Here is a 21,428-nt window from a genome sequence, read left to right on the forward strand (position 1 = left end):
AAGGGGCCCGTCATACTGTTGATGCGATTACATCCACACACATTCGGGAGTCTGGAATGACCGTTTTTGCCGTGCAGTACTTCTACAACGATAAATCTGCCGCACGCGATACGCACCGGCCTGCCCACCGCGCCTACCTCAAGAACTACCTCACGTCCGGGGCGCTGCTTGCTTCCGGCCCATACACCGACGACGCCCGAGACGGCGCCCTCCTGATATTTTCGGTGCCAACACCGACCGACCTGCACGAGATTCTCGAATCCGATCCGTTCAGCATCGAATCTCTTATCGACCACGTCGACATCCGGGCCTGGAATCCGGTGATGGGCCCGTGGGCAGATAACCCAACCTGAGACCCATCGCGCCTCACACCTGGAGTTGGACGGCAGCTTCCGCGTCGCGCCCGCGAATGCGCTGCGAGATCACTTGCGTGATCCCGTCCCCGCGCATGGACACTCCGTACAACGCATCAGCCGATTCCATCGTGAACTTCTGGTGGGTAATGATGATCAACTGGCTGGAGTCCCGCAGTTCGGTCAGCAGTCCAACCAGCCTGTTGAGGTTGGTTTCGTCCAATGCTGCCTCTACCTCATCCATGATGTAGAACGGGCTGGGTCGGGCCCGAAAGATGGCGACCAAGATGGCCACGGCGGTCAGCGACCTCTCGCCCCCGGAGAGCAACGACAGCCGCTTCACCTTTTTACCCGGCGGTCGAGCGTGCACCTCGATACCGGTGGTGAGCATGTCATCCGGGTTAGTCAGCACCAGTTCGCCCTCCCCACCAGGGAACAGCGTGGCGAAGACTGTCACAAATTCTCGGGCAACGTCGTGATAGGCGCTGGTAAACACTTCGAGTATTTTTCCGTCGACCTCTCCGACCACGGTGAGTAGGTCACGGCGCGTGTCTTTGAGGTCTTCCAATTGCGTAGCGAGGAATGCATGCCGCTCCTCAAGTGCAGAAAACTCCTCAAGGGCCAACGGGTTCACCTTGCCTAGAAGCGCCAAGTCTCGTTCACCGCGTTTGACGTTGCGCTGCTGCGCCTCTCGCTCATATGCCATCGGTTGTGGCGCGGTGACGGACTCCCCCGCAGCTCTTGCCGCCTCATATTCAGCCATCTCCGCAGCGCTCGCCGGAACCGGAACATGTGGGCCATATTCTGCGATCAGATCTTCGACCGTAAGAGCGAATTCATCAGTAATTTTTTCCACGAGTTGTTCAATTCGGACGCTTTGCTGGGCCCTGAGCACCTCGTCGCGGTGCACCTCAGTGGTCAGCTTTTCCCACGCCGAGCTCAGTTCCATCAACCTGCTTCGAGAACTCTGGGCACGCAGTTCAGCGGCTGCGCGCGCGGCGGTGCTTTCCTCGCGCGCGAGGTGCGCGATGTCGAGTGAAGCCGAAAGATGTTGCCCCGACTGATCTGCCAGAAAGGCGACCTTATTCGCCACGGCGGCGCTCGCTGCGCGCCGAATCCGTGCGGCTTCGGCGCGCACCCTGGACTCTCGTTCGGCTTTTGCCTGGCGCCGCAGTCCTTCCGCCGCACCGGTGGTGGCTCTGGCTCGCTCTTCGGCGGTCCGCAAGGTGAGCCGCCACTCCATTTCGGCTTGCCGCTTGACGGCGACGGCGTCAGCGAGCTCGTCCCTTACTGACGTGTCGATGCTAGCGGGCGTCTCATCGGATTCCGCCGCACCAAGTCGAAGCTCCAGCTCTGCCAAAACCTCTTCCTGCGCAACCCTGGAGTGCTCGGCGGTCTCTCGTTGATTCACGAGTCGTTCGGCCTCTGCAGCGGCGGAGCGAGAGATCTCTGCGAGTCTGCCGAGCTCTTCGCCCACCGCGGACATCTGCGCATCGGATTCGCCCAGAGCTGCTAGCGCCGCCGCTGCGTCTCGGGCTCGGAGTTCTGCCTCCGCGCGGGCCCCGGAGAGGGCCGCGTCTATCGATGAAATCTTGGCTGTGACATCGGCTAGTTCCGCTGCTGCCGAATCTAACGCAGCCTGCAACTCGAGGACGGACTGCTTACCGGCGCTACCGCCCACCGCCCAATCAGATCCCAACAGGTCGCCGTCACGGCTGACCGCGCGAACTTCGGGCAGCTGCTCCACTAACTTTTGGGCCGAGGCCACATCCGCGGTGACGGCCACCCTGTCAAGTGCTTTGGTTAGCGCCGATAGCACTACCTGCGGCGCCTGAACGAGATCAATGGCCCAGGTCGCGTCGACCGGCAGCTGTGGCCACGTCAATCGATCTACCAGGGGTGGGCCGCCGCCCACCAGTAGGCCCGCACGGCCACTCTGCGATTGCCGCAGCAGCGCCAACGCAGCTGCTGCTTCAGCCACACCCACCACGGCTACGGCATCAGATATCGCGCCCAATGCGGAGGCGAGGGCGGCCTCGGCCCCAGCGGAGACCGTGAGCACTGTAGCCACCGAACCTAAAAGGCCGGGCATACGAGAGCTTTGCGCTAGCAATACGGCGCTGCCGTCGCGCCTGTTAAGACCCAGCGCGAGTGCGTCGACCCGAGCTTGGAGTGCGGCTTGCCGAGCTCGACTCTCCCGCCCAGCTTCGGTCAGTTCGGCCACTCGGGCCGCGGCGGAATCGCTCGCAGCAGCTGCCTCCTCGTGAGCCTCGTCGAGGCCGACCTCGAACTCGCCGAGCTCGCCGACCGATTCTTGAAGAGTTTCAAATTGGGCGTCGGCTTGATCCGCGCGGGCATGTGCATCGCCGAGGGCAAGTGAAAGCCGGTTTGTCTCCTCGCCAATGGCGGTGAGACGGGATCGCACGCTGCTGGCCTGCCCGGTAAGTTTGGCCAGCCCCTCACGCCGATCAGCTATCGCAGCAGTGGCGGCCAGCAACTCGCGTTCCGCGGCTTTGTGCATCGCTTCCGTTTCGGACCGTTCCGAAACGGCCTCAGCCAATTCGGCACGGGCGTTTTCCACCGCTTCCTCTTTCTCCTCCTGTTCTATCTCAGCGGCTTCAGCAGCAGCGTCCAGGTCCTCGGGATCCCTGCCCGACCTAGGCACTTCCCCGCCCTGGGCGGTGAGGCTGCGAGCACGTTCCTGCGCCAGATTCAGCGTGCTGCGCAGCCTTTCAGCCAGGGCTGAAAGCGCGAACCAGGTGTCTTGGGCCTCCTGCATCGCGGGGGCTGCCGCCGACAGTTCACGCTGGGCGGTTGCCTCAGCATTCGTCGCAGCTTCAAGTTCGGCGGCGATGCGGTTGCGGTGCTCCTTCGCTTGCTGCTCGTCGGCCGTCTCCTTCTCCACCTGGGTCTGCAGGGTCACCAGATCATCGGCAAGCAGGCGAAGACGTGCCTCCCGCAGCTCCGATTGCACCGTTACGGCTCGGCGAGCCACCTCTGCTTGCTTCCCCAACGGCTTGAGCTGCCGGCGCAGTTCGGAGGTCAAATCCCCGAGCCGGGTGAGGTTGGCCTGCATCGCGTCGAGTTTGCGCAGCGCCTTTTCTTTTCGTTTGCGGTGCTTGAGAACGCCAGCGGCCTCTTCGATGAAGGCACGCCGGTCCTCGGGGCGTGCCGAGAGCACAGCATCGAGCTGACCTTGACCAACAATGACGTGCATCTCGCGGCCAATGCCCGAGTCCGAAAGCAACTCCTGGATGTCGAGCAGCCTGCAAGTAGATCCGTTGAGTTCGTATTCGCTCGCACCGCCCGCGAACATTCGCCGGGTGATTGCTACTTCGTTGTAGTCGATTGGCAGCGCGCCGTCGGCGTTGTTAATGGTGAGGGTGACTTCCGCTCGCCCAAGGGGCGGACGACTAGCCGTGCCAGCAAAGATGACGTCTTCCATCTTGCCGCCCCGAAGCGCCTTGGCACCTTGTTCACCCAGCACCCACGCGATGGCGTCGACGACGTTGGATTTGCCTGATCCGTTGGGACCGACGACAGCGGTGATGCCCGGCTCAAAATTGAGCGTGGTGGCCGAAGCGAAGGACTTGAAACCCTTGAGAGTCAGACTCTTCAAATACACAGCTGAGTCCACTCGCCTTCTGATTGGGTCAGGCCGCATCGCGATGCGTCGTTGAGGAGATTACCCCGTTCCACCGTGCCGTTGGGGTAGGAGCGGCACCGGAAACCGCGGCTGCTGCACTACCGTAGCGAGCGTGTCTAGGACAGAAGCAACCGCAGACGATCCGAAGTCGCATTCCGCACGCACACCATCGCTGCGGCGGCGCGCCGGAAACGCTGACGCCAGGGCGCGCCGGGCGATTAAATCTACTTCCGGGAAAACTGCCGCGTCGGTCGCGCTCCCAGCGCGTAACACTCTGACCAGCGCTGTTAAGAAGACTGATCTGCATCAAGCAACGCGTGCCCAGACGTTACGGGACAGAGCCCGGCGGGTCGTCGCCGACTTGGAGCCGCCGGTCGAGCTGTCACCGGCGGTCAGGCAGAGCGGGCTCAGCCTCGAGACCGAGAAGGACGTCCTCGATCTCGCCCTGCGCATTGGCGAGTCGATGGTCTCCACCGGGGCATCCGTTGCCTCCAGCACCACGGCCATGCTACGCGTGGGCAGGGCCTACGGTGTGACCAGTCTCTTCGTGGACATCACTTTCACCTCGATCTCAGCCACGATAGAGCGGGAGGACGCACCCATCACACGCATTCGCGTTGTAGCTTTACGCTCCCCCGACTACAGCCGCCTCGCCGCCTTGGGCAAGCTGGTGAGTGATGCTGGCGTCCTTCCGTTGCCCAACGCGCTTGCGCGTTTGGACTCGATCCTGGCGCAGTCGCATCCGTACCGCCGCGGGGTGGTGACTATCGCGCTCGGCGCCATGGCGGCGGGCGTCGCGATCCTGGTTGGGGGTGGTATTTTCGCGGCGTTAGTGGCGTTCGGCACCACCGTCATGATCGATCGGACCCTGCGTTGGATGCGAAACCGCGGACTGCCCTACCTCTTCCAGCAGGCTTTGGGCGCAGCTATCGCCACCGGGGTTGCGCTGGTGCTGATCCGCGGAAAGGAGTACTTCAGCTGGGGTCAACTGGTTCCGCCCTCGGTGGTGGTGGCCTCCGGCATTGTGGTTCTGCTCGCCGGGTTGAGCACGGTCGGCGCCGCAGAGGACGCGATCGCGGGGTTTCCGCTGACGGCGGCAGCACGCACTTTCGAGGTCGTGTTGTACACCGCAGGGATCGTTATCGGTGTCGGCATTGTGCTTGATTTTGGTGGCCGCATTGGGATTCCGCTCAACATCATCGTGCTAGGGACACCGGAACCACCCTGGTTTCTTCAGATGGTCGCGGGTGCCGTGATCTCCGCGGGCTGGGCGGTCGCGTCGTATTCCCTACCCCGGACCATTCTGGTAGCCACGGGGGTCGGCGCACTGGCTGCGGGAGCCGCAAAGCTCATGCTCTCCTTAGGTTTTGGAGGTATTACCTCTTCGTTCATCGCCGCACTTTTCGTCGGGTTTCTCGCGTACGCTCTCAGCGAGAAGCTAGGTGTTCTGCCAGTTGTCGTGACGATCTGCGGGATCACCCCGCTGCTACCGGGTCTCGCGATCTATCGAGCGATGTTCACCGCGGTGGAGTCGAACAATGTGCTCGAGGGCGCCAGTTTGCTCGTCGGCGCAGCTGGGATCGGGTTGGCGCTCGCTGCCGGTGTCACGCTGGGTCAGTTCCTTGCCGCCCCCATCGAAGGAGAAATGGGTCGCTGGCAGCGCCGCATTTCCAGGAGGGGCAGGGGCAGCCGCGCCTAAGGGTGGCTCACTTCTCGAAGACTGACCGGCGTAGGTTCAGATGACGACGAAGACCGGAAAGGAAATCAGATGACGATTCCCGCACGAGTCCCTGAGTCCCGCTCGCACACCTCGACTACGTTCCGACACCGAGTTCTGACCGCTGGCATCTACGTAATTTTCATCGTCCAACTGCTGTTTCTGATCGCCCATATCGCACGGTTTTATTACACGGACATTCCGGCGGCCTCTGCCATTGACAACTGGCCGAGCGGCCTCATCTTCGGTGCGCTCGTCCTTGCTTGGGCTGCTTCCATGACATCCCTGGTGGTTACAGGTAGCGCTGCTTGGGTCTGCCTCACCGCAGTCCTCACGAGTATCGTTGCCACTTCAGTCAATGCAGGTGGGGGAACTATGGACGAATCTGGACGGGTGACTACATGGAGCACCGGCGATCCGCGGCTCGTCGGCGCGATCGGTGTGTGCGCTGTAGTTCTGTTAGTGCTTGGCTGGCTTCGACGTCAGCATGGTCTCCAGTCCGCCGCAAACTAGCTGGCACGTCCGCGCTCCGAATCAGCGCATGAGGTCAGCGCTCCACGAATCCGGTGATCGGTCCCTTGGGAACACCCACCAACTCCACCACTACGTCGACTCGTCCAGGGGTGTCGCCGTTGCGCAGCAGCGCCAGCAGACCCCGACACACCACTTCCGGTCCCTGTGCCACCACCTCCACCCGACCGTCCGACAGGTTGCGGGCGGAGCCGACAAGGTGCAGTTCCAGCGCCCGCGCCCTCGTCCACCATCGGAAACCAACACCCTGCACGTGGCCGTGCACCCACATCGTCATCCGGATATCAGGGGGTGAGTCAGACACATCGGAGTCACCGGGACGGGCATTCACCATGCGCGAAAGACCACAAGACGTTCGGGGTCCACACTGATCACGGCAGACTCGCGTGGCGCATCGACCTCGCCATCGTGCGCGATCAGCAATGGGTTGCCCACCATCTTCAGCTCCAACCGGTCGGTGTGCAGGCAGCCGTACACACCGGAGCGCTCAACCTGGCCGACGAGGGATCCCAGCACCGCTCGCAATCTCGAATACTTCTTGTGGGCATAAATAAACTGCACGTCGATCTGCCCGTCAGACATCTGATCGCGGGTTGAAGAAACAAGACCTCGCGGCGTGTAATGACCATTTCCTACGAAGATGGTCCACAGTTTCATTGGGTTTCCGTTGACGACCACCTCGATGGGGGTGGCGCGCTTCAAGACCCGCGGCAGCGCGATCATCGCCGCCGGCCACTTGCCGAATTTGCCAGAAAGCCGGTCCCGCAGCCGAACCAGTTCCGGGTACATCCCCACCGACGCCGTATTCAGGAATGGCACCCCCTCGACCTCCGCCACATCGACAGCGCCCGCAACACCGGCCTCAACTGCCGCAGCTGTATCGGCAAAGCTGTTCAGCCCCAGTGCTTTTGCGAAGTGATTCAGGGTTCCGGCTGCAAAGACCGCCAGCGGGAGTTGATGTTCCAGCGCTACGCCTGCAACTGCCGCAACTGTGCCGTCACCTCCAGCCACTCCGAGGGCCACGACGTCGCCACCGATTCCTACCAGGTCCGCGATCGTCTCCGGTCCATCCTCGGGATCCCACTGGACGATGACTGCGCTGGGGAGTAGTTGTCTGATCTCGTCGGCGGCTCCGGTCGCAGAACCAGACGCTCGGTTCACTACGACGGTCAAACCTGCCCCCTGAGGCATCGCGGGAACGTTCGCCGGTAAAGAGTCTGCGGGTCCGTGTTCTCTCACCTCCCACAGTTTCTTTATCAAGACGGCAACTCCCGCCCCTACTGCTGCGCCGGCAATCACGTCGCTGCGGTAGTGCACTCCAACGTGAACTCTGGAGTAGGCAACCGCTGCCGCCAAGGGAACCACACCGATTGCGGCAAGGGGGAACTCCATAGCGGCGCCCACGGCAAAAGCTGCGGCCGATGCCGAATGGCCACTGGGGAAAGATGAAGTCCACGGCTTTTCGCCGATCCGGCGCGCCAACCGGGTGCGTTCTAGATCGGGCCTGCGGCGGCCCACCATCGGTTTCACCAAGCTGTTGCTCACAAAGCTGGCCCCCGCCAAGCTCGCGATACCGCGGAGCCCGGCTCGCCTGGGCTTACCACCCACGACGACACCCACCGCCGCGAGCCCGAGCCACAACTTGCCGTGGTTGGCGGACTGGGTGAGGAATTTGAGCGCTAAGTCGACTGCCCGGGGGGCCTCCGAGGCCGCCAAAACCGTATCGGGGTCTGGAACGGCGCCCCGTGGGTCGCGCATCGGATGCGCACCGGGTGTGGCATCACTGGCTTGCAGAGGCCCAGAACCTACTGTGGCGTGAGGAAACATTCTTCCAACTCTAAGCATCGGATCAGGCGTGGGCGTTACGCGGCCTGGGCTGACACGCTGGGCATCTGGAAGACGAGCGGTTCATGAATGCCTCACGAACAATCGGGGTGCCGCAGCGAGGGCACGGTTTACCTGCTTGGCCGTAAGCGTTCAGCGAACGGTCGAAGTAGCCGGATTCGCCGTTGACGCTGACATACAGTGCGTCAAAAGAAGTTCCACCTGCGAGTAACGCTTCCCGCATGACGATGCTGGCTTCAGTGATCACCGTGGCGGCCTGAGATTTCGTCATAGTGGCAGTGGCACGTGCGTAATGCAGTTTCGCCCGCCACAGCGCTTCGTCTGCGTAAATATTGCCAATTCCAGAGACCACGGTCTGGTCCAGCAGCGCGCGCTTGAGACCGGTATTTTTAGCTCGCAGGCGCGCGATCGCGGCGCCAAGATCGAAAGTTTCCTCCAACGGATCCTGCGCGATGTGCGCGATCTCCGGCGGCAACTCTGCTCCCCCGTGCGAATAAGCGAGGCCACCGAAGGTGCGTTGGTCGACGAAGTGGACCTCGGGCCCGTCGTCATGGAAAGAGAAGCGCACTCGTAGGTGCGGGGAATCTACGGTTGATCCCACTCGAAATTGGCCGCTCATCCCGAGATGCGCAATTACCGCGTCACCATCGTCGAGGGCAAACCACAGGTATTTTCCGCGCCGCCTAGCCGCCGTTACCGTCCGGCCCAGTAGCAGCGCGGTGAAGTCGGCGGGCCCGGCGACGTGCCGGCGGACGGCCCGGAGATTGAGGACCTCAACCCCACCAAGCGTGCGGCCCACGAGGTGATCATCTAGTCCGCGCCGGACGACCTCTACCTCGGGAAGTTCAGGCACCGACGGATTCGCTGGGTTCAGGCTGATCAGACTCGGACGATGCCGCAGGATGTTCCGAGCTCACCAGATCATCCGTAGGGACCTCATCCGTGGGGACTTCAGGAGAGAGCGCTCCGTAGGCCAAAGAGGCAGCCTTCTGTTCGGCTTCTTTCTTGGTCTTGCCAGTGCCAGTGCCGCGGTCAACGCCAGCGACGATCACCGACGCAGTGAATTCCTTGGCGTGGTCTGGTCCGACTTCAGTGAGTTCGTAGGACGGCACACCCAGATCAAGACTGGCAGTCCGTTCCTGCAGCGACGTCTTCCAGTCGAGGCCAGCACCCACCAGCGGCGCCGCCGTGATCAGTGCCGCAAATAACCTATGGATCAGTTCGCGAGCGACTTCGAGTCCGTGCTGGAAATACACCGCCCCGAGGAGTGCTTCCACAGCATCCGCGAGCAGCGATGCTTTGCTGCGTCCCTCGGTGAGTTCCTCCCCGCGGCCAAGCCGCAAGTATTCGCCCAGGCCTATTTCACGGGCCACCCCCGCAAGCGCGTGCATATTGACGATGCTGGCGCGCAACTTAGCGAGCTGACCCTCCGTGTAGTCGGGATGACCGTTGTACAGCGCGTCGGTCACCACCAACCCCAGCACCGAATCGCCCAGAAACTCCAGACGCTCGTTCGTGGGCAGCCCACCGTTTTCGTAGGCAAACGAGCGATGTGTGAGGGCAAGCACCACAAGCTCGGCGTCCAATTCGACGCCGAGCTTGGTGATCAGCATTGTCGAGTCAGCAGTAAAAGACCTCGACTTCGCCATGGAGTTACGCCCCGATGACCTGACGACCGTCGTACTGCCCGCATGTCGGGCAAGCGGTATGCGGCGGCTTCAGCTCGCCGCAAGCGCGGTTGGAGCAGGTTGCCAAGGTGGGGACAGTTGTCTTCCACTGCGAACGACGAGCATGGGTGTTTGCACGGGAAGTTCTGCGCTTCGGGACAGCCACGGTTAATTCTCCTCTGAATGTATTGCTTCGCTACTCGCGCCGAACTGAGCCTGCAATGCAGCCCAGCGAGGATCAAGTATTTCATGGTTATGGTCGGGTTCTACAACATCCAACCGCTCACCGCAGACCGAACACAGGCCTGGGCAGTCTGGGCGGCACAGCGGAGCCAGCGGCATCTGCACCACAATTTCATCTCTCACCAGCGGCTCGAGATCGATCAGCTCATCCACCAGCAGAGGAATTTCATCCTCCTCCGTCGTCTGAGCCGTCAGGGAATTTGGGTAGGCATACAGCTCTCGCAGATCAGCGCCAACAGGGATATCGATATCGGTTAAACACCGAGCGCACTCCCCCTTGGCTCGGCTGATCGCGGTGCCGGACACCATTACACCTTCGAGAACGGTCTCAAATCGCAGATTCAGTGCGACCTGTTCACCGGCCGGAATGGCCAAAACCGGAATACCCATCGAATCTGGCGTGACCAAGCTCATTTTGAGGGTTTTCATGGTGCCCGCGCGACGCCCCATGTCTCGGGTGTTGTACACCCAAGGCGAGGTCGGGTCAGGCTGCGTGGTCGTCATACTCTTCTTTGCATGTGAATTTATACTCTTGTGGCGGACACATAACGCTATTCCAGCTTGAAAACAGGGTATTGACCCTAGCCGGATCAGATAACGAAGCCCGCAAGAAGGCGGGCTTCATCGGCCAAACTGCAACTCTCCCAGAGTAGTCGATGTTCGCTGATCTACCCAATCGGGAACAACTGCCGGTTCAGCGGATCAGTCGCGATAGTCGGCCGTGGATCCCGAACGCAGGGACGTTCGCCCACGGCCCACGGTACGGAGGGTTTTGGTGAGTGTTTCTTCAAGGCCGGCGAGCTTCCCGTCCACGTACGAATCGCACTCTGCACGCAACCGATCTACATCAGCATGGGCTGCGTCCAAGATCCGCGCCGACTCCACATGCGCAGCCTGCACCACTTCGGATTGCGACACCAGTCGTGCTTGTTCGGCGCGGCCTTCAGCGATTGCCCGCTCATAGGTGGCGCGTCCCGATGCAACAAGACGCTCAGCTTCCCCATGTCCTCGGGACACCAAGTTGTCGTGCTGATCCTGCCCAGACTGAATGGTGCGATCGGCGTCAGCTTGCACCCGCGCCATGATGGCCTCCGCTGCAGCGGTGGCGTCCTCGACACGACGATTGGCTTCTGCCTGCGCGCCCGAGACAGTCGCCTCTGCTTGCTCGCGAGCGCTGGCAACAGTTTCCTGAGCCTCCGCTCTGGCTTCGGCAACCTGCCGGGTGGCACTGGCTTCGGAGTCGCTGAGAGTCTTCTCAGCGGTCGCGCGTGCCTCGTTGATCATCTGGTCTCGGTGGTCGAGCACGTCCTGCGCGTCGTCCACCTCACCGGGAATCGCGTCTCGGACATCGTCGAGGAGATCAAGAACATCCCCCCGCGGCACCACGCAAGACGCCGTCATCGGCAGGCCGCGGGCCTCTTCGACAATCGTCACTAGCTCATCGAGCGCTTCGAATACCCGATACACGATGGGCACTCACCTTTCTCCGCGCAGCCGCCACTTCGCCTGCCCTACCAAATTTGACCTGATCAGTGTGACAAGCCCAGCGGCGCATCGGGTGGTGCCACGCGGGCGGCACTGAAACTGACCTTCCGCACCAGCCACCGCAGCGCCCACCCAGAGCCCGTCGCCGTGACTCAGGCGAGTTTGGCCTGCATTGCGGTGTGGACGACATCGGGCAACAAATGGGAAACGTCCCCGCCGTAGCGGGCCACCTGCTTCACCAACGATGACGAGAGAAACGAAAATTCTGGACTCGTCGGCATAAACAGGGTGTCGATGCCCGTCAAACGCTTGTTCATTTGCGCCATCTGCAGCTCGTAGTCGAAGTCGGATACCGCCCTGAGTCCCTTAACGATGGCATCAATGCTGTGGGTCCGGCAGTAATCGACCAGCAATCCGTTGAACGAATCAATGGTGATGTTTTTCCACTCGGATGTAGTGGCGTGCAATAGTTCCTGGCGTTCAGGGACGCTAAACATGCCGTCTTTCGAGGGGTTCACCAACACCGCAACGGTCAGTTCGTCAAAAAGTCCTGCGCTACGTCCAATGATGTCCAAATGTCCGAACGTGGGCGGGTCAAACGACCCTGGACACACGGCGCGTCTCATGGTGCCCGCCCGTAGCAGAGCAGGGTGTCACCGTATTTTTTCGTCCGGAGGCCCACCATCGGGTCAGGCCAGACCATTTCACCGGCCCGCTTCGGGCGTTCCACGACCAAATCCGCCCCCGGGTTGAGCAGGCCACGTTCCAGCAGGATGGACAGAATCTGGGCGAGCTCCTGGGTGGTTAGCGGGTAGGGCGGGTCAGCGACAACTATGTCGAACTTGGTGGTGCCTACGGCGGTCGCCACATAGTCGGCGGCGCTCGCTGGCACCACTCGCACCGAAGTGGCTTGCAGTTTCTCAACATTCGCCCGTGCAGCGGCCACTGCCGCCCGATCATTATCTACCAATACGACCGACGCAGCTCCTCGCGAGGCGAGTTCCAACCCCAGCCCCCCAGAGCCTGCAAACAGGTCAAGCACGTTGGCGCCCGCCAAGGCCCCGGCCGCCTGGAGCGAATTTGCCATCGCAGCTCTTACCTTTTCGGAAGTCGGCCGTGTGTGCGGGCCCTCCGGGGTAGCTAGCGTTCGGCCGCCCCACTGCCCGGCTACCACTCTTGTCATCGCTACTTAGCCTTTCAACACCATGAGTAGATCGCCACCCAAGACCTGCTGGACCTGGCCAATGGCCGTCCGCGACACGACTCCGCCTGTCTGGCTCGTGATCGACGCTTCCATCTTCATGGCCTCAATTGTTGCCACGACGGCCCCCGGTTCGACCGTGTCGCCTTCGTCAACCTGCAGCGTCACCACGCCGGAGAACGGCGCGGCCACGTGTAACGGGTTGGCTGTGTCTGCGCGTTCAGCGGCGCGAACGTCTACCGCGACCGTCCTGTCGCGGATCTGCAATGGTCGAATCTGGCCATTCAGAGTGGCCATCACGGTGCGCATCCCACGCTCGTCTACCTCGCCGATTGCTTCCAACCCGATGTAGAGCTGGACGCCGTGTTCAAGGTCGACAACATGCTCCGTTCCTTGGCGAAGCCCGTACAGATACTCCGGCGTCGGAACCACGGACAGGTCCCCGTACTCCTCGCGTGAGGCCCGGAACTCTGCGTCGGGTCCGGGAAAGAGCAGCCGGTTCAGCGTGGGCCGCGGGGAGCGCTGTAGAGCTTCCGAATCGGACTCGGACACCACCGCACTGGCCGGGGTGAAAGTGCGCCCCGCTAATGCCTTGGTGCGGAAAGGCTCCGGCCAACCGCCGGGCGGATCACCCAGTTCGCCGGAGAGGAACCCGATGACGGAGTCCGGGATATCGAACTTGCCGGGATTGGCTTCGAATTCACCGGGCGAAACACCTGCGCCCACAAGGTGCAATGCCAGGTCCCCCACCACCTTCGATGACGGAGTGACTTTCACCAGGTGCCCGAGCATTCGATCAGCGGCGGCGTACACCGCTTCGATGTCTTCAAACCGATTGCCCAATCCCAGCGCAATCGCCTGCTGCCGCAGATTCGACAACTGCCCTCCGGGGATCTCGTGCGTGTAAACCCGGCCTGTTGGCGCCGTCAAGCCGGATTCAAACGGCGAATACACCGAACGCACTGCTTCCCAGTACGGCTCGAGATCGTTCACCGCCTTGAGCGAGAGGCCAGTCTCCCGATCGCTGTGATCGGTAGCCGCCACCAAGGCCGACATCGGTGGCTGCGACGTGGTTCCGGCCATCGGCGCCGCAGCAACATCGACGGCGTCGACACCTGCGGCAGACGCGGCGAGGTAGGTAGCCAATTGGCCGCCCGCGGTGTCGTGGGAATGCAGATGCACCGGCAGATCAAAGTTCTTACGGAGGGCGGTAATCAGAGTGGTTGCCGCCGGGGCTCGGAGCACGCCCGCCATGTCCTTGACTGCCAAAATGTGCGCGCCAGCTTTGACCATCTTCTCTGCCAAGGCGAGGTAGTAGTCCAGCGTGTAAAGCTTCTCGGCAGGATCTGACAGATCACCGGTGTAACACAGGGCCACTTCCGCAACCACAGTTCCGAGTTCGCGTACCGCGTCGATCGCGGGTCGCATCTGTTCGACATCGTTGAGAGCGTCGAAGATGCGGAAAATGTCCACGCCGGTTCTGGCCGCCTCGGCAACGAAGGCAGAGCTGACCCGAGTGGGATAAGGGGTGTATCCCACGGTGTTTCGCCCCCGCAGCAGCATCTGCAAACAGATATTGGGGACCGCTTCGCGCAGGGCCTCCAAGCGCTCCCACGGGTCTTCCGCCAGAAAGCGGAGAGCCACGTCGTAGGTCGCGCCGCCCCACGCTTCGACCGAAAGGAGTTGCGGCGTCAAGCGCGCCACCGCGGGTGCCACCGCAACGAGATCCCGGCTACGCACCCGGGTTGCGAGTAACGACTGGTGCGCGTCCCGGAAGGTGGTGTCGGTAACGGCCAGGGTCTTTCGGGCCCGCAACGCAGCCGCGAAGCCAGTTGGCCCCAAATTAGTCAGAAGTTGTTTGCTGCCATCGGGTATCGGCTCGGTGGCGTCAAAAACTGGGATTTTGAGGGATGGGTCGATCAAGCCAACGCCCGCACCATGGGGCTGGTTGACCGTGACGTCGGCCAAGTACGTCAGCACTTTGGTACCGCGATCGGCGGAGGAACGAGCGGTTAAAAGCTGCGGGTGAGTCTCAATGAAGGAGGTGGTGACACCGCCCGCAGCGAAGTCCTCGTCATCGAGAACCGCCTGCAGGAAGGAGATATTGGTGGACACGCCACGGATCCGAAATTCGGCCAGCGCGCGGCGGGCGCGCCGCACAGCAGTGGGCCAATCGGCGCCGCGGCAGGTCAGCTTGACCAGCAAAGAGTCGAAGTGGGCGCTCACTTCGGCGCCAGCGTGCACCGTCCCGCCATCGATACGCACTCCGGCCCCGCCGGGGCTGCGGTAGGTGGTGATTTTGCCGGTATCGGGCCTAAATCCGTTGGTGGGATCCTCGGTGGTGATGCGACATTGCAGTGCCGCGCCGCGGATCCGGATATTTTCCTGCAGGAGACCAAGTTCGGGCAAAGTAGCGCCAGCAGCGATTCGGATTTGCGAGGACACCAAATCCACGTCGGTGATTTCCTCGGTGACCGTATGCTCCACCTGAATTCGTGGGTTCATTTCGATGAAGACGTGGCGGCCCTGCGCATCGACCAAGAACTCAACGGTGCCCGCGTTCACGTAACCGATATGACGGGCGAAAGCCACCGCGTCGGCGCAGATCTGCTCCCGCAACGCGGGGTCCAGTCCGACCGCCGGCGCCACTTCGATTACTTTCTGATGCCTGCGCTGCACCGAGCAGTCCCGCTCGTACAGGTGAACCACATTGCCCGCCGCGTCGGCCAAGATTTGTACTTCGATGTGCCGTGGTTCGATAACAGCGCGTTCCAGAAACATTGTGGCGTCACCGAACGCTGATTCCGCTTCGCGCATCGCTGTCTGCAGGGCCTCTGGCAATTCCGCGGGCGTGTCGACGCGGCGCATCCCGCGACCGCCTCCGCCCGCAACCGCCTTCACGAAAACCGGGTACCCCACCCGGTTGGCGGCGGCGATCAGCTCGTCGATGTCCTCCGATGGCTCCGACGATTCCAACACCGGGATACCGGCCGCTCTGGCGGCAGCAACAGCGGTGGATTTATTTCCGGCCATCTCCAAAATTGACGAGGCGGGGCCAATGAAGGCAATGCCCGCGTCCGCACACGCCTGCGCCAAGTTCGGATTCTCAGACAAAAAGCCGTAACCGGGATAGACCGCGTCAGCTCCCGAAGCAATTGCGGCCCTGACGATCTCGTCGACATCCAGGTAGGCGCGCACCGGGTGCCCCACCTCACCGATTTGAAACGATTGCCCTGCTTTTTGCCGATGGAGTGAGTTGCGGTCCTCATAAGGGAATACCGCCACCGACCCCACGCCCAGCTCGTAGAGGGCGCGAAAAGCACGGGTGGCGATCTCGCCGCGGTTTGCTACCAGGACTTTAGAAAACACCTGTCGGTCTCCTTGCGGTTGAACAGCGTCAGCAGGCGAAAAGGTTCTTTCGAGAGACAATTCGTGAAGTAAAGCGGATCGGTTGATGCGACGTTTGCCTCGGAAATTTGCGCCGTGCCGAAGCCGTGCGTCCTAAAACGTTAGCGTGCGCTCACCCGCGGACCCGCACCGAGCGTCCGGAGGGATTCCCGGTCAGCCTTTTTCGAGGAAATCTTGAGTCACTTCGGCGATGAGCGCATTGGCCATTTCTGCCAGACCGGGCCAACGTTTCAAGTCCTCTTCATCAGCAACGAATTTGATCGCATCTTCTCGGGCCATCAGGATGATTTCTTCATCCCGCAGCAAAGAGAGCAACTTAAGGCTGCTGGAACGTCCCGCTTGGATCCTGCCGAGGATGTCGCCCTCGCGGCGCAGCGCAAGGTCGGCCTTCGCCAATTCAAAGCCGTCGAGGGTTGCGGCCACGGCTGAAAGCCGCTGCAGCGACGGGCTCCCTTCCGGCGCCTGCGTCACCAGGAAGCAGTACCCAGCGTGCCCTCCTCGTCCGACGCGGCCGCGAAGTTGGTGCAGCTGGGACATCCCAAATCGGTCGGCGTCCAGAATCACCATCATGGTGGCATTGGGGACATCTACACCGACCTCGATGACGGTGGTCGCCACGAGGACGTCAATCTGACCCTGTTTGAATGCCGTCATAGTGTCGTCTTTGTCGTTCGCGTTCAGGCGCCCGTGCAGCGTCGCCAACTTCAGACCGGCGAGTGGGCCCGCACTCAGTTCGGTGAGCGCGTCAACAACCGCCACAGCCTGACGTTTTCCATCGTCATCGGCGCCCTCGTACATTCCTGGTTCGCTGCCATCGAAGCTATCGAAGCCGCTCAGGGTATCGGGGCCGTCGGGCCCCACGTCACCGATCCGCGGGCACACCACGTAAACCTGGCGCCCCTGCGCGACTTCCTCCCGTACCCGCTCCCACACCCGCTCGAGCCAATGAGGTTTCGCGTGCGCGGGAACCATGTTGGTGACAATCGGGGTGCGGCCCTTGGGTAGCTCGCGCAGCACCGAAGTCTCCAAATCCCCGTACACCGTCATGGCTACAGTGCGCGGGATCGGGGTGGCAGTCATCACCAGCACGTGGGGCGGTGATGTCTCAGGGTTGGTTCCGCGCAACTGATCGCGCTGCTCCACACCGAAGCGGTGCTGCTCGTCGACCACCACCAACCCCAGGTTGGCGAACATTACGTGCTTGCCCAGAAGTGCGTGGGTTCCGATGGCGATCCCCGCCTGCCCGGAAGCGATGTCCAGCAGCGCCTGTTTGCGGGCCGCGGCACCGAGCGATCCCGTGAGAAGTGTGACCTTGGTCGCGCCATCGGGGGCGCCCAGTTCGCCGCCAGAGGCCAACCGGCCCAGGACTTCTCGTACCGAGCGTGCGTGCTGGGTCGCTAGCACCTCGGTCGGCGCCATCAACACCGTCTGGCGGCCGTTGTCGATCACCTGCAGCATCGCGCGCAACGCCACCACAGTTTTCCCCGACCCCACCTCCCCTTGAAGCAGCCGGTTCATCGGGTGCAGGGTTGACAGGTCGTCGCTGATCGCTCGACCCACTTCTTGTTGCCCGTGGGTCAGCTCGAACGGCAAGCGCGCGTCGAACGCGGCGAGTAGGCCGCCGGCGCGGGGTGGGCACGGCTCGGCCGGGTAGCTTTTGATCCGCGCTCGGCGCTGCGCCAGCACGAGCTGCATTGCCAGCGCCTCGTCGAAGCGGAGGCGCGTAATGGCATTTTCCAGAGTCTTCTCGTCCACCGGCCGATGGATGTGACGCAGCGCCGTCGCCAAGTCGGTGTAGCCGCGATGCGCCAGAAGTGACGTGGGGAGTGGATCAACGACCGAATCCAGTTGGTCGAGAACAAGTTTCACCGACTTCTGGATCACCCAGAGGCTCACGCCTTCGGCAAGCGGATACATCGGGGTGATGCCGTTGCCGAAATCTTCGATCGCCTCGGTAACCCCGGCGAGTTCTGCTATGTGATCAACTCCCGCTCCGTCATGGGTACTCGCCATAGTCTCGGCGTGAGCGGAGCTCATTTGCACTGTGTCTCTGAACCGACTCACCTTGCCCGAGAAAATAGCGCTGGTCCCGATCGTGAAGTCCTTCATCCGATGGCGTTGATTGAAGAAGCTGCACTCGATGTGCATCGTTCCGTCACTAATGGTGAGGATCAGAACGTGCAGGCGCCCCTTCGGACCGGGCACGTTTTTACGCTGTGATTCCCTCACCTTGACGCCGGTGACTTTGGCCACGATGGTGGCTCGTTCGCCCTCCACCAGAAAGCGCATGTCCGTCAACTCGCCGCGGCGGTTGTACTTGCGCGGGTAGTGCCGCAGCAGATCCGAGACCGTGACGAGTTGCAACTTCTGCTCCAGCAGTTTCGCCGTCCGAGCGCCGAGCAGTGAGTTGAGCTTGTCGCCTAGCCCCACACCCCTGGGCTGCTGGTCCGTGCCGGCCACGCTTGGTTCCTCTCCGTTGATCAGAACTCGCGCTCTCGCCGGTTCTCGTGCACTTGCTCTGGGTGCTCCAGTCTCTCCCTGAACACCGACAACGCTAAATCACCCTTCGGACCAGGGCCGGCTCGGCAACGTAATCGATGTTCAAATCCCACAATCTGCCCACCGCTACAGCAGCTTCGATGGCCTCGCCCGGCTGCCGCGTGAGCAACACCACGCCGGTTCCGACACCGGAGCCAGCAGGACCGAACGACATGTCGAGGCTTAACCAGAGCAATGCATCGGTCAGTTCGGCGTATCCGCCACTGCTGCTGAAGGTAATCCGGAAAGAGCCCGGGCTGCCTTCCGGCATCCGCGCCGAGGGCAGCAGGACAGCAGCGAGTGCTTCGAGGACCTGCGACACCGCGCCCGCCGCAGCACCCCTGGGCAGGGACCCTGCTGCCGCAGCGCTGACTACCGCAGCCAACGAAGCACCATCGCCCGCTGGGTCTACCGCCGAGGACGCCGCGGCTGCCGCAGCGCGTGCTTCGGCCCCCCAAAATTCCTGACCGCTCTGTGTCGCGTCAGCCAGTGCGGCGGCGCCAGCCAGCAGGCCCGCTGCGAAAACGATCGGAGCACACCCGTTTTGCGAGGATTCGAGGTCGTTGATGCGGGCACTGGCCATTCCGCTGGCGACGGCTCCGAAGTAGCGTTCCAGAACCGCGAGCACAGAGGCTGGGGCGCCCAAGCTCCGCCACAGGTCTCTGGCCCCATGGACATCGGGCGGGGCGAAGGATGATTCACCCGCCCCTAGTCCCGCCGCCGCCATAAGCTTCCCCGTCCACACCGGGACCCGCTCGCGCAGGGCTCGTCCCGCACGCTCTGCCCCGACAGCGTCGGAAACCGACCGGAGGTGCAGGTGCTCCGCAACCCTGTCCATCCAGAGCTGGATCACCACTGCATCCAAGGTTCTACTGCCTGCTGCAGCGCCTAGGCCCTCTCTGTTCTCTGCGCGCTCCCCATGCTGTTGGTGGGAGTCAGGGTTTTCGCTCACGGCGTCTCTTTCGGGAGGATGACTGATAGCGGCAAGCGCTGTGGCAGGCGGCAGAATTGCTGAGGTGGATCAGACCGGATGGTGATGACCCGCCCCGCCCATCCTGCCCGTCGCTTGCGCCGGGGGGTGAACTTCCCGCGAGGGCTGGAGCTGATTTTGCGCGTGCGACGATCGGGCGTTACTCTTGCAAGGTTGCCCGGCTTCGGCCGGGTTCTTCCATGTCTGCTCACGCGTCCGGCCCAACATCATCAGGGTTTGAAGTCGAATGCGAATATTTGATTGGGGTGTGCCAAGTGGCTGCCGTCTGTGATGTCTGTGGCAAGGGCCCTGGCTTTGGGATGAACGTGTCCCACTCCCACCGTCGCACCAAGCGTCGTTGGAACCCGAACATTCAGGCCGTGCGCGCCCTGATCAAGCCGGGAACCGTCCGCAAGGTCAATGCATGCACCTCCTGCCTGAAGGCTGGCAAGGTCGTTCGCAGCGCGTAATTTACTTCGCCAAGAGCGGTGACGGGAACCCCGGTTCCTGTTGCCGCTTTTTGCTATTCCCTCCCAACTGAACGTGACCTGCCACTCCAGGCGTCGGGTGTGGCAGGTCACGTCTGACTCGCTCTAGCAGAGCGGGTACATCCAACCGTTTGGGTCTGGCGCGTCGCCCACCTGTAGGGCTGTCAAGGCCGCGCGGAGCTGCATCGTCACGGGACCAGGCTCCCCGTTGCCAATGACAAACCCACCGGACTCGTGCTTGACCGATCCGACCGGCGTGACCACTGCCGCCGTCCCACAGGCAAAGACCTCGGTGAGTTCGCCCGCCGCAGCCCTCTTGTCCCACTCATCGGTCGAGATTCTGCGTTCAGTAGCGGTGTAACCGAGCTCACGGGCAATCTGCAAGAGCGAGCGTCTGGTGACACCTGGCAACAGCGAGCCACTCAATTCCGGGGTGACAATCTCGATCTCGTTGCCTGAGCCAAAAACGAAGAACAGGTTCATCCCGCCCATCTCCTCGACCCAGCGGCGTTCCACAGCATCCAGCCACACGACTTGGTCACAGCCTTTGTGGGCCGCCTCCGCCTGGGCCGCGAGCGAGGCGGCGTAGTTGCCGCCGGTCTTCGCGGCGCCGGTACCCCCGGGCGCCGCGCGCACGTACTCCGTCGACCACCAGACACTCACCGGCTTCACGCCGCCAGCGAAATAGGCACCCGCTGGCGAGGCGATAACGGCGTAGACGTATCGACTTGCTGGCCGCACACCCAGACCGACTTCGGCGGCAAACATGAAGGGCCGCAGGTACAGTGACTCCTCCGCGCGAGACGGCACCCACGCGCGGTCGGCTTCCACCAGCACCCGCAGTGACTCAACGAAGAGCTCTTCGGGCAGTTCCGGCATTCCCATCCGGCGCGCCGAGTTGTTAAGCCTCTCCGAGTTTTCGCCCGGTCGGAATGTCGAGACACTTCCGTCGGGCTGCTGGTAGGCCTTAATGCCTTCGAAAATTTCTTGGCCGTAGTGCAGCACCATGCTTGCCGGATCGATCAAGAACGGTGCGTATGGAACGAGTCGGGCGTCATGCCAGCCCTTGTCGCCCGTCCAGTCGATGATGACCATGTGGTCGGTGAAGTGCTTGCCAAAGCCTGGAGATTCCAGCTTGGCGCGTCGGCTTGTTTCGCTGGCCGGCGCCGGATTGGGAGTGCGAGAAAACTGTGTAGTCATGGCGCCACAATATCGCTTGCTCTGACGTCAAACTAAAACGCGGGGCAAGGCCAGCTTCCAGGGACTCGCACTTGCGCCGAGCGGTGCGTTAGTGCGCGGGAACCCGGGAACATTCGGCCCATAGAGCACCGCTCGG

18 protein-coding genes are annotated in these 21,428 nt (G+C 62.3%); 4 read left to right on the plus strand and 14 right to left on the minus strand.

Features of this window, described 5'->3' with window-relative positions; translation table 11 throughout:
- Nucleotides 1-56: 56 nt before the first annotated feature.
- Nucleotides 57-353 carry a YciI family protein gene (locus EH165_RS09015; RefSeq protein WP_124799166.1) on the plus strand — a complete coding sequence of 99 codons (297 nt, stop codon included), beginning with the start codon at nucleotides 57-59 and terminating at the stop codon, nucleotides 351-353.
- A 13-nt stretch (nucleotides 354-366) separates the two neighbouring features.
- On the opposite strand, the gene smc is transcribed toward EH165_RS09015, so the two are convergent.
- Nucleotides 367-3,978, minus strand: coding sequence for a chromosome segregation protein SMC (smc, locus tag EH165_RS09020; protein ID WP_124800422.1), 3,612 nt, complete (start codon nucleotides 3,976-3,978; stop codon nucleotides 367-369).
- A 133-nt stretch (nucleotides 3,979-4,111) separates the two neighbouring features.
- Here smc and EH165_RS09025 point away from each other — a divergent pair, with 133 nt between their 5' ends.
- Nucleotides 4,112-5,698 carry a threonine/serine exporter family protein gene (locus EH165_RS09025; RefSeq protein WP_124799167.1) on the plus strand — a complete coding sequence of 529 codons (1,587 nt, stop codon included), beginning with the start codon at nucleotides 4,112-4,114 and terminating at the stop codon, nucleotides 5,696-5,698.
- A gap of 69 nt (nucleotides 5,699-5,767) precedes the next feature.
- Nucleotides 5,768-6,229, plus strand: coding sequence for a hypothetical protein (locus EH165_RS09030; protein ID WP_124799168.1), 462 nt, complete (start codon nucleotides 5,768-5,770; stop codon nucleotides 6,227-6,229).
- Between the two features lie 34 nt (nucleotides 6,230-6,263).
- Here EH165_RS09030 and EH165_RS09035 read toward each other — a convergent pair whose 3' ends face one another.
- From EH165_RS09035 to EH165_RS09090, 12 genes are all read right to left on the minus strand, one after another.
- Nucleotides 6,264-6,581, minus strand: coding sequence for an acylphosphatase (locus tag EH165_RS09035; protein ID WP_124799169.1), 318 nt, complete (start codon nucleotides 6,579-6,581; stop codon nucleotides 6,264-6,266).
- Complete coding sequence (locus tag EH165_RS09040; RefSeq protein ID WP_124799170.1) at nucleotides 6,575-8,005, minus strand: bifunctional phosphatase PAP2/diacylglycerol kinase family protein; 1,431 nt, start codon at nucleotides 8,003-8,005, stop codon at nucleotides 6,575-6,577. Before EH165_RS09040 ends, EH165_RS09035 begins: the two co-directional genes overlap by 7 nt.
- A 91-nt stretch (nucleotides 8,006-8,096) precedes the next feature.
- Nucleotides 8,097-8,945, minus strand: a complete 849-nt coding sequence (mutM, locus tag EH165_RS09045; protein ID WP_124799171.1) for a bifunctional DNA-formamidopyrimidine glycosylase/DNA-(apurinic or apyrimidinic site) lyase — start codon at nucleotides 8,943-8,945, stop codon at nucleotides 8,097-8,099.
- Nucleotides 8,938-9,741, minus strand: a complete 804-nt coding sequence (gene rnc / locus EH165_RS09050) for a ribonuclease III (RefSeq protein WP_124799172.1) — start codon at nucleotides 9,739-9,741, stop codon at nucleotides 8,938-8,940. Before rnc ends, mutM begins: the two co-directional genes overlap by 8 nt.
- 4 nt (nucleotides 9,742-9,745) lie before the next feature.
- Complete coding sequence (gene rpmF / locus EH165_RS09055) at nucleotides 9,746-9,925, minus strand: 50S ribosomal protein L32 (protein WP_124799173.1); 180 nt, start codon at nucleotides 9,923-9,925, stop codon at nucleotides 9,746-9,748.
- 2 nt (nucleotides 9,926-9,927) lie between these two features.
- Entirely contained in the window at nucleotides 9,928-10,506 is a 579-nt protein-coding gene (locus EH165_RS09060; RefSeq protein WP_124799174.1) for a YceD family protein, read from the minus strand.
- Between the two features lie 198 nt (nucleotides 10,507-10,704).
- Nucleotides 10,705-11,469, minus strand: coding sequence for a DivIVA domain-containing protein (locus EH165_RS09065; RefSeq protein WP_124800423.1), 765 nt, complete (start codon nucleotides 11,467-11,469; stop codon nucleotides 10,705-10,707).
- Between the two features lie 170 nt (nucleotides 11,470-11,639).
- Nucleotides 11,640-12,113, minus strand: a complete 474-nt coding sequence (gene coaD / locus EH165_RS09070) for a pantetheine-phosphate adenylyltransferase (protein WP_124799175.1) — start codon at nucleotides 12,111-12,113, stop codon at nucleotides 11,640-11,642.
- Nucleotides 12,110-12,670 carry a 16S rRNA (guanine(966)-N(2))-methyltransferase RsmD gene (gene rsmD / locus EH165_RS09075; RefSeq protein WP_124799176.1) on the minus strand — a complete coding sequence of 187 codons (561 nt, stop codon included), beginning with the start codon at nucleotides 12,668-12,670 and terminating at the stop codon, nucleotides 12,110-12,112. The genes coaD and rsmD overlap by 4 nt, the downstream gene beginning before the upstream one ends.
- A 6-nt stretch (nucleotides 12,671-12,676) precedes the next feature.
- Entirely contained in the window at nucleotides 12,677-16,057 is a 3,381-nt protein-coding gene (locus tag EH165_RS09080) for a pyruvate carboxylase (protein WP_124799177.1), read from the minus strand.
- 192 nt (nucleotides 16,058-16,249) lie between these two features.
- On the minus strand, nucleotides 16,250-18,556 hold the full coding sequence (recG, locus tag EH165_RS09085) for an ATP-dependent DNA helicase RecG (protein WP_239020509.1): 2,307 nt from the start codon (nucleotides 18,554-18,556) through the stop codon (nucleotides 16,250-16,252).
- Nucleotides 18,557-18,650: 94 nt separating this feature from the next.
- A complete protein-coding gene (locus EH165_RS09090; RefSeq protein WP_124799178.1) occupies nucleotides 18,651-19,586 on the minus strand; it encodes a hypothetical protein in 936 nt (311 codons plus the stop codon).
- 293 nt (nucleotides 19,587-19,879) lie between these two features.
- Here EH165_RS09090 and rpmB point away from each other — a divergent pair, with 293 nt between their 5' ends.
- Nucleotides 19,880-20,074 (plus strand): 50S ribosomal protein L28, encoded by a 195-nt coding sequence (gene rpmB, locus EH165_RS09095; RefSeq protein ID WP_124800425.1) that lies wholly within the window; start codon nucleotides 19,880-19,882, stop codon nucleotides 20,072-20,074.
- Nucleotides 20,075-20,197: 123 nt separating this feature from the next.
- On the opposite strand, the gene EH165_RS09100 is transcribed toward rpmB, so the two are convergent.
- Nucleotides 20,198-21,292 (minus strand): branched-chain amino acid aminotransferase, encoded by a 1,095-nt coding sequence (locus EH165_RS09100; RefSeq protein WP_124799179.1) that lies wholly within the window; start codon nucleotides 21,290-21,292, stop codon nucleotides 20,198-20,200.
- Between the last annotated feature and the right edge of the window lie 136 nt (nucleotides 21,293-21,428).

The sequence above is a fragment of the Nakamurella antarctica genome (assembly GCF_003860405.1).
Taxonomy (GTDB): Bacteria; Actinomycetota; Actinomycetes; order Mycobacteriales; family Nakamurellaceae; genus Nakamurella; species Nakamurella antarctica.

Bases quoted from the DNA above. Each gene is read 5' to 3' on its own strand.
- EH165_RS09015 (WP_124799166.1), top strand. From the start codon at position 57: ATGACCGTTTTTGCCGTGCAGTACTTCTACAACGATAAATCTGCCGCA.
- EH165_RS09030 (WP_124799168.1), top strand. From the start codon at position 5,768: ATGACGATTCCCGCACGAGTCCCTGAGTCCCGCTCGCACACCTCGACT.
- EH165_RS09035 (WP_124799169.1), bottom strand. From the start codon at position 6,581: ATGGTGAATGCCCGTCCCGGTGACTCCGATGTGTCTGACTCACCCCCT.
- EH165_RS09040 (WP_124799170.1), bottom strand. From the start codon at position 8,005: ATGCGCGACCCACGGGGCGCCGTTCCAGACCCCGATACGGTTTTGGCG.
- rnc (WP_124799172.1), bottom strand. From the start codon at position 9,741: ATGGCGAAGTCGAGGTCTTTTACTGCTGACTCGACAATGCTGATCACC.
- EH165_RS09060 (WP_124799174.1), bottom strand. From the start codon at position 10,506: ATGACGACCACGCAGCCTGACCCGACCTCGCCTTGGGTGTACAACACC.
- coaD (WP_124799175.1), bottom strand. From the start codon at position 12,113: ATGAGACGCGCCGTGTGTCCAGGGTCGTTTGACCCGCCCACGTTCGGA.
- rsmD (WP_124799176.1), bottom strand. From the start codon at position 12,670: ATGACAAGAGTGGTAGCCGGGCAGTGGGGCGGCCGAACGCTAGCTACC.
- EH165_RS09100 (WP_124799179.1), bottom strand. From the start codon at position 21,292: ATGACTACACAGTTTTCTCGCACTCCCAATCCGGCGCCGGCCAGCGAA.